We start from the raw sequence: 8,756 nt of genomic DNA, 5'->3' as shown, positions 1-8,756 counted from the left end.
GTCGCGCTGTCGCTGCTGCCCGAGGTCGTCCGCGACGGCGCGGACGGGGCGCTGCCGATATGGTCCCTCGCCGCCGCCGTCGTGGGACCGGCAGCCGCCGCGCGCCTGCTGCTCTTCGCGGGCCACGGCCGGTCTCCCCGTCGCACCGCCCTCGCGGCCGGAACGGGCGCGATCGTCTGGACCGCCCTGTTCTTCGCCTACTACGCCGGGTACGACCTCGGTTATCGCGCCGATCTCGTGCTCGTGGCCGCCGCAGCCGTCTTCGCGCTCTGGTGCGTCGCGTACCGGTCCGGCGGATCCGCCGACGACGAGGACGTCCGTGCCTCGGAACGCCGGATCGACGACTCGGGCGCCCGGGCCGTCGCCGGGGTCGGGGCGGCGACCGTCGTGGCCGCCGTGATCGCGCTCGCCGGTCCACCCCTCACGCTCCCCACGCTGCCGGTCGCGCGCGAGGCCGCCGCCTCGGACGAGCTCGTCGTCGCCGCCTACAACCTCCGCATGGGGTACGGGATCGACGGCGTCTTCCGCCCCGGCGACGTGGCCGCCCAGATCCGCCGCAGCGGCGCACAGGTCGTCCTCCTCAGCGAGGTGGACCGGGGATGGCTCCTCAACGGCGGGCAGGACGAGCTGATGATCCTCGCGCGGATGCTCGGCATGCAGGCCGTCTTCGGACCGGCCGCCGACCAGGTCTGGGGCGACGCGATCCTCACGTCGCTGCCCCTGTCCGATCCGTCGTCCACGAAGTACCCGCTGTTCGATGCGCTCACCGGCGCGGGTCTCACCGCGGCGACCGTGACGTGGCGGGGAGAGCCCGTGCGGATCCTCTCGACGCACCTCCAGCCCGATGCGAACGAACTCGACGCCACCGGACGGCAGGCGGCGATCCTCGCGGACGCGATCCGGGACGCGCCCGGCGCGGTGATCGGCGGCGGCGACCTCAATACGACGCCCGGATCGGACGCGTGGCGGACCCTGCTCGCTTCGGGCGCCGAGGACGCGCTGGAGGACGTCCGCCCCGCAGCCACCTCGCCCGCCGACGACCCCGCCGAGGAGATCGACCATCTCCTCGCCCGCGGGATGGTCGCGGTGCGCGCCGAGGTGGTCGCCTCGACCCTGTCGGATCACCGGATGATCGTCGCCGCCTTCCGCTGATCCCGCGGTCTCCGTCCCGCGGAGGAGGGCACGCGTCCGTCCTGCGGGGGATGCCGCCGGACCGACGCCTTCCTAGCGTGGAGGCATGACCACAGCACCCGTCCTCACCGAGGGACTCGTCGACCTGCGCGGCATCACGAAGAGCTACGGCTCGCGGCGCGTGCTCGACGACGTCTCCTTCCAGGTCGCGCCCGGCCGGCTGACCGGGTTCGTCGGCGGCAACGGCGCCGGCAAGACGACCACGATGCGGATCATCCTCGGCGTCCTGTCCTCCGACGACGGCTCCGTCTCGCTCGGCGGGCGCCCGGTGTCCGCCGCGGACCGGCGCCGGTTCGGCTACATGCCCGAGGAGCGCGGGCTGTACCCGAAGATGAAGGTCCGCGAGCAGATCGTCTACTTCGCGCGCCTCCACGGCTACGACAAGGCCGAGGCGACCCGCCGGGCCACGGACCTGCTGACCGAGCTCGGCCTCGGCGAGCGGCTCGACGACAAGATCGAGGCGTTGTCCCTGGGCAACCAGCAGCGTGCCCAGGTCGCCGCAGCGCTCGTCCACGAGCCGGAGGTCCTCATCCTCGACGAGCCGTTCTCCGGTCTGGATCCCCTCGCGGTCGACGTCGTCGCCGGCGTGCTGCAGGCCCGGGCCGCCCAGGGGGCCTCGATCCTGTTCTCCTCGCATCAGCTCGACGTCGTCGAGCGCCTGTGCGACGACCTCGTCATCATCGCCGGAGGCACGATCCGTGCGGCGGGGACGCGCGACGCGCTGCGCGAGCAGCACTCCGCGCCGCGCTGGGAGCTGTCCTCCACCGGGGACGTCGGCTGGCTCCGCACCGAGCCCGGCGTGACGGTCCACGACTTCGAGGGCGGGAACGCGGTCTTCGACGTGGACGCCTCCGACACCGCCCAGCGCGTGCTGCGCCGTGCGATGGACGGCGGCGAGGTCCTCCGATTCGCCCCGCAGCAGCCGACTCTCGCGCAGATCTTCAAGGAGGTCATCCAGTGAACGCCCTCGCCACGTCCCGCCCGGTCGCACCGTCGTCCGGCCCCCTGACCGGCATCACCGCCGCCCAGGGCGCCTGGCTCGTCGCCGAGCGCGAGATCGGCACGCGCCTGCGCAGCAAGGCGTTCCTGATCTCCACCGCGATCCTCCTGCTCGTCGCCCTCGGCGGCATCATCTGGATGGGGATCGCCGGGGGCACGCCGAGCACGGTCGCCGTCGCCGCGACCAGCCAGTCCGCCGCTCTGCTGCCCGAGAGCGACACCCTCGAGGTCACCGAGGTCGCCGACCGCGCGGCGGCCCAGGCCCTCGTCGAGGACGGTGACGTGGACGCCGCCGTCCTCGTCGACGACTCCTCCCCGACCGGGCTGTCGATCCTCGCCGGCGAGTCCGCGCCGGACGAGCTCGTCGCGCTGATGTCGGTCTCCCCCGCGGTGGAGCTGCTGCATCCCGACGCGCCGCATCCCGGGTTGCGCATGGCCCTCGGCATGGTGTTCGGCATCGTGTTCATGATGGCGGCCCTGTCCTTCGGCACCCCCGTGACGACGAGCATCGTCGAGGAGAAGCAGACGCGGATCGTGGAGATCCTCCTGTCCGCGATCCCTGCCCGGTCCCTGCTGGCCGGCAAGGTGCTCGGGAACACGATCCTCGCGATGGCCCAGATCCTGCTGCTGATCGCCGTGGGGGTGGTCGGCCTGATCGTGACGGGCCAGACGACGCTGCTGCAGGGGTTCGGCGCGCCGATGCTCTGGTTCGCGGTGTTCTTCCTGTTCGGCTTCATCCTGCTCGCGGCGATGTTCGCCGCCGCCGGATCGCTCGTGTCCCGCCAGGAGGACGCCGGAGCGACGCTGACCCCGGTCATGTACCTGACGATGATCCCGTACTTCCTCGTCGTCTTCCTCGGGACCAACCCCCTGGTCATGACGATCATGTCCTACGTCCCGTTCTCGGCGCCGGTCGCGATGCCGGTGCGCCTGTTCTTCGGCGAGGCCCAGTGGTGGGAGCCGATCGCCGCCCTGGCGGTGCTGCTCGCGACCTGCCTGCTGGTCGTGGCCCTGGGCGCGAAGATCTACGAGAACTCGCTGCTGCGCATGGGGGCGCGCGTGAAGCTGAGCGAGGCGCTCCGGGGCTGAGCACGGCCGGCGTCACCGATCCGCCCCTTCCGCGTCCTCGCGCGGAAGGGGCGGATCATTGGATCGGGAATATTCATGCGCATGCATAAGTTGGACCCGACGATGCGGACGACGGAGTCCGGAGAACGTGAACCGATCCGAAAGGCCGCACTGGAATGAGCACGCCCACCCTCGACCGCACCGCCCCCACCGAGCACCCCGTCCTCGATGTGCTCGCGGACCGCTGGAGCCCCCGGGCCTACGACGCCTCGACCCCGATCGACGAGGCCAAGCTCGCCTCCGCGCTGGAGGCGGCGCGCTGGTCGCCGTCGGCGAACAACTCGCAGCCCTGGCGCTTCATCGTGGCCCGCCGGGGGACCGAGCTGCACGAGGGCATCCAGTCGGCGCTCATGGGCTTCAACCAGGTGTGGGCGGGCAACGCCGCGGTCCTCATCGTCGCGATCGCCGAGACGGCGAACGCCGAAGGCGCGCCCTACACCCACGCCATCTACGACCTGGGCCAGGCGGTCGCGCACCTGTCGGTGCAGGCGCACCACGACGGCCTGGTCGTCCACCAGATGAGCGGCTTCGTGCCCGAGACGATCCGCGAGCTCGTCGACCTGGAGGAGCGCTTCGCCCCGACCACCGTCATCGCGCTGGGCGAGCTCGGCGACATCGACGCCCTTCCGGACCCGCTCCAGGAGCGCGAGGTGGCTCCGCGCGTGCGCCGTCCGCTCGTCGAGACCGTCGTCGCCGAGGCCTGAGCCCGGCTGTACGCCCCCGGTGCGGAACCCGATCCGCCCCGGGGGCTTCGTCGTATCCGTCGCCGTCGTCATCCGGTGGCGGTCCGACGTGCGCCCCAGCCGCACGTCGGACTCGCCCGGACGGCTCGGCGCCTCGGGGCAGGCGCCGTCGCCCCGCGATCGTTTCGCGCGTCGCGTCGCGCTCGATCGCCGCCCGCGCCGCGCATCCCCAGCATGCCGGCATTCGGGTCGTAGGCTTCACTCTAGGGACCCGCCCTTCACATACGTCGGAGCATCTGTGATGGACCACGGCACCACCGCACCACCGGCCGACACCGCCTTCTCCCGCGAGCTGCGCCGGGCCATCGCCGCGCACGGCATCAGCCTCGCGAGGCTGCGCGATCAGCTCCGCGCGCGGGGGAACCCGGTGTCCGTCACCACGCTCAGCTACTGGCGCTCCGGGAGCCGGCGCCCGGAGGGACCCCAGTCCCTCGCCGCCGTGGACGAGCTGGAGCGGATCCTCGGCCTCGTGCATGGATCGCTGCGCGAGCTCATCGGCCCGACGCACCGGACCGGACCGATCGGAGGCCTGGCCCATCCCCTCGCCGAGCGCAACCTGGAGGACGCGACCGCGGAGGTGATGACGGCGCTCGGCATGGGAAACGCACCGATCGTCCGTGACGTGTCCACGCACGTGGTGACCGAGGTGGGGGATCACGGCGACGTCCTCCGACGCTCGATGCGCAGCCTCATCCAGTCCACGACCGGGATCCTCACCGCCTTCCCGTACGTCGAGCTCTCGCCGGGGATGCCGATCGAGCCGCCCGTGTTCCGCGCCGTCGCCGGGGCCCGGGTCGGCCACCGCGTCTCGCACCCCGACGGGGAGGTGCACGGCGTCGTGTTCGAGCTGGACCGTCCGATCGGTCCCGCGGAGACGGCGCTCATCGAGTGGGAGCTCTCCTATCCCCCGGACCGGCCGTCCGGCATCCGCGAGACCGGGCACGGCGTCGCCCGCCAGAGCCGCGACGTGCTGCTGTGGACCCGCTTCCATCCCGACGCGGTGCCGGACTGGCTCGAGGAGCACGAGGAGACGCCGGAGTCGACGACGCGCCGCCCGATCGCGCTCACGACGGGCACGGCGATCCATCAGGTCCGCCGGCGCTTCGGCCCCGGGCTCCTCGCCCTGTCCTGGGGCTTCGGCGACGCCCCCTGACCCCTCCCCCTCTCCCACCGCCGCTCCGTTCGCCGCCGCTCCGTTCGAGTGGTCAGTTTCTGTGGGTTCACGGCCGTTTTGCCCACAGAAACTGACCACTCGACGCGTGGCGCGGGACGCGTGGCGCGGGACGGGGGGCACGCGTGGGGCGGAACGGGGAGGGTCAGGCGTGGCGGGCGAGGAGACGCCGCGCGGCCTCGCTGTGGTGCGCGATGAGCTCCGGCACGTCCAGGTCGACGATCCGCCCGTCCACGACGCGCCACTCGCCGCCGACCATCACCCGGTCCGCCCGCTCCGCCCCGCACAGCAGCAACGCCGCGACCGGGTCGTGGCTTCCGGAGAAGCGCAGCTCGTCGAGCGTGAACATCGCCAGGTCCGCCTGCTTCCCCGGGGCGAGGACGCCGATGTCCGTCCGTCCGAGCGCGCGCGCCGACCCGGCGGTCGCCCAGTCCAGTGCGCGCTCCGGGGTCACCGCGGCCGCGCCGTAGCGGAGCCGCTGCAGGTACAGCGCCTGGCGGACCTCCTGGATCATGTTGGATCCGTCGTTGGACGCCGACCCGTCGACGCCCAGCCCGACCGGGGACCCGGCCTCCTCGAGCTCGACCGCGCGGGCGATCCCCGAGGCGAGGCGCATGTTCGAGGTGGCGCAGTGGGCGACCGCCGTTCCCGCGGCGCCGAGGCGGGCGATCTCGGCGTCGTCGAAGTGGATGCCGTGGGCCAGCCACGTCCGGTCGCCGAGCCACCCCACGCTCTCCAGGTAGTCGACCGTCCGCAGCCCGAACGTCTCTCGGCAGAAGTCCTCCTCGTCGATCGTCTCGGCGAGGTGCGTGTGCATCCGCACGTCCAGGGTGCCCGCGAGGGCCGCGGTGTCCCGCATCACCCCGGTCGTGACGGAGAACGGCGAGCACGGCGCGAGCCCGATCTGCACCCGGGCGCCCTCCCCGCGCTCGTGATACGTCCGCACGAGCCGTTCGCTGTCGGCGAGGATCGTGTCCGCGTCCTGCACGGTGCGCTGGGGCGGGAGGCCGCCGTCGTCCTCGCCCAGCGACATCGACCCGCGCGTCAGGGTCGCGCGCATGCCGAGACGGCGAACCGCCTCGACCTGGACGTCGATCCCGTTCTCCAGCCCGTCCGGGAACAGATAGTGGTGGTCGGCCGCGGTCGTGCAGCCGGAGAGGAGGAGCTCGGCGAGCGCGGCGGTCGTCGCAAGCTCCAGGCCGCGGGGCGTGATCCCCGCCCAGACGCCGTAAAGCCCTTTGAGCCAGGGGAACAGCTCCGCGCTGACCACGGGCCGCCAGGCCCGCGTGAGCGTCTGGTAGAAGTGGTGGTGCGTGTTGACGAGGCCGGGGATGACGACGTGCCGTGACGCGTCGAAGACCTCGTCCACGGGGTCCGTCGGGTCGGCGCCCGCCGGCACGGTCTCGACGATCCGAGAGCCCGCGACCACCACACCTCCCCTGGCGTCGTCGTCGGCGCCGGTGTGGATGCCGAGGGGGTTCTTCAGCCAGACGCGGCGGTCCGACGGCGAGACGGGGCGGGGTTCGTGGTGCGACGATTCGTGGTGCGACAAGGGGACTCCATCCATGAGCGCCCGATCGGGCGGCGGTCGTGGAGCCGGGAGCGACCCCACGCGGGGTCAGCTCAGTTTTTCCCTGTCTGCTGATCCAGGAGTCCTCGGAGGGACCCTCCAGACCTAACACGCCCCGCCGCGCTCCGTCAACGGCCCGCCTCGCCCGTCCCGCTCATCGAGTGGTCACTCGACGACGGGGACGACGCGGGCGGCGACGGGCGCGGGAACGGGGACGACGCGGGCGCGGGAACGGGGGGCGCGGGAACGGGGCGCGGGGCGGGGACCGGGACGACGAATCGGGGGGATCGCGAGGCGAGGAATGACGGATCGGATCCACCGCACCCCGCCGGATGCGCGGCGAACCCTACGATCGGCGCATGACCGCACTCCCCCGCCGCACCCGCCTGGGCTACGCCCTCGGCGGCATCGCGTCGGGGACGTACGGCACCGTTCCCGGCCTCATCCTCATGCCGTACCTCACGGACCTGCTGGGCGTTCCGGCGGCGATCGCCGGGATGATCGTGTTCGCCCCCAAGGCGTGGGACTTCTTCCTCAACCCCGTCGCGGGGCGTCTGAGCGACCGGTCCGGCAACCCCCGCGACCGTCGACGCCCCTTCATCCTGCGGGCCGGGATCCTGCTCGCCCTCGCGTTCACGGCGATGTTCTTCGGTCCCACGGCACCTCCCGTCGCCGCGGCGCTCTGGGTGCTCGTCGCGTTCCTGGCATCGGCCACGGTCTACGCCTTCTTCCAGGTCCCCTACCTCGCGATGTCCGCGGAGATCACCGACGACTACACCGAGCGCACCCGGCTCGTCACGTGGCGGGTGATCGTGTTCACCCTCGCGATCCTCGTCTCCGGCGCCGCCGCCCCCGCACTGGTCGACGCGTTCGGGGGCGTCACCGGATACCGGACCATGGCGATCGCCATGGCGGTCCTCATCCTCGTCGGGACGATCGGCGTGTGGTGGGGAACGCGGGCGGTGCCGCTCACGCGGGGCGAGGACGCCGGCGGCCGCCTGTTCGCCCAGCTCGCGATCGTGCTGCGCGACCGGGACGCGCGGGTGCTCGTGACCGCCTTCGTGCTCCAGGCCGTGGCGATCGGGATGGTGCTCGGCGGCGTGGTCTACGTCGCCCGGCATGTCCTGCACGATCCGGGCGTCGCCACCCTCGCGTTCGTGTGCTTCGTCGGACCGGCCATCGTGCTGACGCCCGCGTGGTCCCGCCTCGCTCGCCGGATCGGCAAGCGCCGCGGCTTCGCCGTCGCCACCGTCACCATGTCGCTGGGGCTGCTGGCGCTCCTGCTGGCACGTGCGGGCGAGCCGGCGCCGATGCTAGCGGCCGCGGCCGTCGTCGGCGTCGGGTACGCGGGCGCCCAGCTCTTCCCGCTCGCGATGCTGCCCGACCTCGCCGCGGAGGACGCCCGGCGCAGCGGCGTGAACCGGATCGGCATGATCTCCGGCGTCTGGTCCGGGTTCGAGCTGCTCGGCTACGCCCTGGGCCCCGCATTGCTGGGCCTGGTGCTGGCCGTCGGCGGGTACCGCGCCTCCACCGGCGAGGCAACCCCCCAGCCGGACTCCGCACTGTGGGCCATCGTGCTGGGGGTCTCGGTGATCCCCGCGGCCCTCTGCGTGCTGAGCCTCGTCCCGCTCTCGCGCTACCGCCTCGACGACCGCCTGCGTGCCGCCGCCCTCGCGACCGGCTGAGGCCCCCGCGTCACCAGCGCCCCACGACACCGGCGCCCGGCCTCACCGGCGCCCCACGTCACCAGCGGAGGGGGATGCGGCGGCGCGAGCGTCCCTGCGGATCGAGCTCGTGCCCGTTGCGCTTGATGCTGCGGAGCACCGTCCACCGATCGACGATCTCCGCCTCGTCCCCCCACGCCCGCTCGATGCCGGGGAGGGCCGTGAGAGTCCGGGCGCGCACGCACGCGAACAGGGGCGCCGGGCCCACCACGACCCCGGCGCGATGCGCT

The 8,756-nt window shown here is 72.9% G+C and carries 8 protein-coding genes; 6 read left to right on the top strand and 2 right to left on the bottom strand.

The window, feature by feature from the left end; translation table 11 throughout:
* The 5 genes from MR1_RS20275 to MR1_RS17685 form a co-directional block, all read left to right on the top strand.
* On the top strand, positions 1–1,152 hold a 1,152-nt coding region (locus MR1_RS20275), incomplete at its 5' end, for an endonuclease/exonuclease/phosphatase family protein (RefSeq protein WP_174522563.1).
* A gap of 85 nt (positions 1,153–1,237) precedes the next feature.
* Entirely contained in the window at positions 1,238–2,152 is a 915-nt protein-coding gene (locus tag MR1_RS17700) for an ABC transporter ATP-binding protein (RefSeq protein WP_067250128.1), read from the top strand.
* A complete protein-coding gene (locus MR1_RS17695; RefSeq protein WP_084344882.1) occupies positions 2,149–3,279 on the top strand; it encodes an ABC transporter permease in 1,131 nt (376 codons plus the stop codon). Before MR1_RS17700 ends, MR1_RS17695 begins: the two co-directional genes overlap by 4 nt.
* Before the next feature lie 155 nt (positions 3,280–3,434).
* Positions 3,435–4,022, top strand: a complete 588-nt coding sequence (locus MR1_RS17690) for a nitroreductase family protein (RefSeq protein WP_067250124.1) — start codon at positions 3,435–3,437, stop codon at positions 4,020–4,022.
* Between the two features lie 280 nt (positions 4,023–4,302).
* Positions 4,303–5,214: a hypothetical protein gene (locus MR1_RS17685; protein WP_067250121.1), complete on the top strand. Its 912-nt coding sequence runs from the start codon at positions 4,303–4,305 to the stop codon at positions 5,212–5,214.
* 163 nt (positions 5,215–5,377) lie between these two features.
* Here MR1_RS17685 and MR1_RS17680 read toward each other — a convergent pair whose 3' ends face one another.
* Complete coding sequence (locus MR1_RS17680) at positions 5,378–6,784, bottom strand: 8-oxoguanine deaminase (protein WP_067250118.1); 1,407 nt, start codon at positions 6,782–6,784, stop codon at positions 5,378–5,380.
* 377 nt (positions 6,785–7,161) lie between these two features.
* Here MR1_RS17680 and MR1_RS17675 point away from each other — a divergent pair, with 377 nt between their 5' ends.
* A complete protein-coding gene (locus tag MR1_RS17675) occupies positions 7,162–8,487 on the top strand; it encodes an MFS transporter (RefSeq protein ID WP_067250131.1) in 1,326 nt (441 codons plus the stop codon).
* A 58-nt stretch (positions 8,488–8,545) separates the two neighbouring features.
* Here MR1_RS17675 and MR1_RS20270 read toward each other — a convergent pair.
* On the bottom strand, positions 8,546–8,756 hold a 211-nt coding region (locus MR1_RS20270; RefSeq protein WP_169797714.1), incomplete at its 5' end, for a hypothetical protein.

The organism is Microbacterium resistens NBRC 103078, from assembly GCF_001552355.1.
In the GTDB taxonomy this organism is placed as follows: Bacteria; Actinomycetota; Actinomycetes; order Actinomycetales; family Microbacteriaceae; genus Microbacterium; species Microbacterium resistens.
This window is presented reverse-complemented; position numbering and strand designations above follow the sequence as displayed.